General features: G+C 37.7%; 1 protein-coding gene. It reads left to right on the top strand.

All coding sequences use genetic code 11. The features are described from left to right. On the top strand, positions 1-520 hold a 520-nt coding region (locus tag ABEB23_RS18260; protein ID WP_348814150.1), incomplete at both ends, for an SDR family NAD(P)-dependent oxidoreductase.

Genomic DNA, 520 nt, shown 5'->3' with positions numbered 1-520 from the left:
GTCACTGGGGGAAACTCTGGTTTAGGTTTTGCCACTGCAAAGAAATTATGTGATAATGGCATTACCACTTACATCATTGGCAGATCGAAAGATAAAACAGAAGAAGCGTGTAAGGAAATTGGAGATAATGCCATTCCAGTTATTTATGATCTGAATAATATTGCTGGTATTCCGGCAATGATAGAAAATCTGACAAAAAAAACACCAATTGATATTTTGGTAAATAATGCTGGAATAAATCTAAAAAAAGATTTTCTGGAAGTGACCGATGAAGATTTTTTGTCTATTATTCATACCAATCTTCTGAGTGTTTTTGCTGTAAGCAGAGCAGTTGTAAAAAACATGAAAGAAAACAAAGGCGGGAGCATCGTTAATATTAGTTCGATGGCCTCGCAATATGGCATTCCCAAAGTTATTGCATACTCGGCCAGCAAAGGTGCTATTGAAGCAATGACAAGAGCTATGGCTGTGGAGCTGGCTCCGTTTGGGGTTCGTATAAATTGTGTTGCTCCTGGTTTTA

This window comes from Flavobacterium maritimum (genome assembly GCF_040049085.1).
Lineage (GTDB): Bacteria > Bacteroidota > Bacteroidia > Flavobacteriales > Flavobacteriaceae > Flavobacterium > Flavobacterium maritimum.
The sequence above is the reverse complement of the archived record's forward strand: the minus strand, read 5'-3'. Positions and strand labels throughout refer to the sequence as shown.